Source organism: Brevibacterium sp. HMSC063G07, assembly GCF_001810665.1.
Taxonomy (GTDB): domain Bacteria; phylum Actinomycetota; class Actinomycetes; order Actinomycetales; family Brevibacteriaceae; genus Brevibacterium.
In genome coordinates this window covers 1-719 of the sequence record NZ_KV802344.1, presented here as the reverse complement: position 1 = coordinate 719, position 719 = coordinate 1, and the positions used below count along the sequence as shown (strand labels likewise).

Below are 719 nucleotides of genomic sequence, written 5' to 3'. Positions count from 1 at the left end.
TCAAAGCACGCGAAGCATCCCGCTCCTTATCCGACTGACACTCCGAATACGGCATAGAAGCACCCACACCACGGGGATCAAAACCCACCATGTCGAAGTTCTCGGCCAGGTCTCGCTGGCCGTTGGCCTGCAAGTCCGCCAGGCCTAAGCCCGCCCCACCGGGACCGCCGGGGTTCAACAGGATAGACCCCTGCGGCTTTTTGTTCGGCGTGAACTTCACGCCGCCATCACCATCGTCCTTCAGCTTTCCAGCCTTGACGCGCTTGACCGCGATAGCGATGTTGCCCTTGTCTGGGTTCTTCGCATCAATCGGCGCAATCATGTAGCCGCACTCAGGTGCACGCCCGAGCATGTCAACCATGTCAGCCGATTCTGCTTCACCGAGGGCTTCACAGTTCTTGGCAGACCAGTCGATCTTCTGACTGTAGTAAGCCTCTAAACCAGCCGGAACCTTACCAGCAGACTTACCACCAGGCTTCGGGGTAGGAATCTCATAGCGTCCCTCCCCTTTCTTAAACAGCTTCTTGGCAAGCTCCGGATAATGCTCATCCGGCTTCGCAGCCTTAGCAGCATCCTTCTGACCAGACTTCTCAGAAGACTTGCCCTTCTGAGACTCAGCCTCTGACGCATCCTCCTTAGGCTGACCAGACGGCCTATCCGAGGCAGACTCACCAGCCTCATCCGCGGGTTCATGGCTTGGACCAGCACTCGGTGATTCC

General features: G+C 57.6%; 1 pseudogene. It reads right to left on the bottom strand.

Annotated elements, in window-relative coordinates:
- Positions 1 to 361 (bottom strand): annotated as a pseudogene (locus HMPREF2757_RS11660) (alpha/beta fold hydrolase); the annotation flags it as partial.
- Positions 362 to 719: the final 358 nt, after the last annotated feature.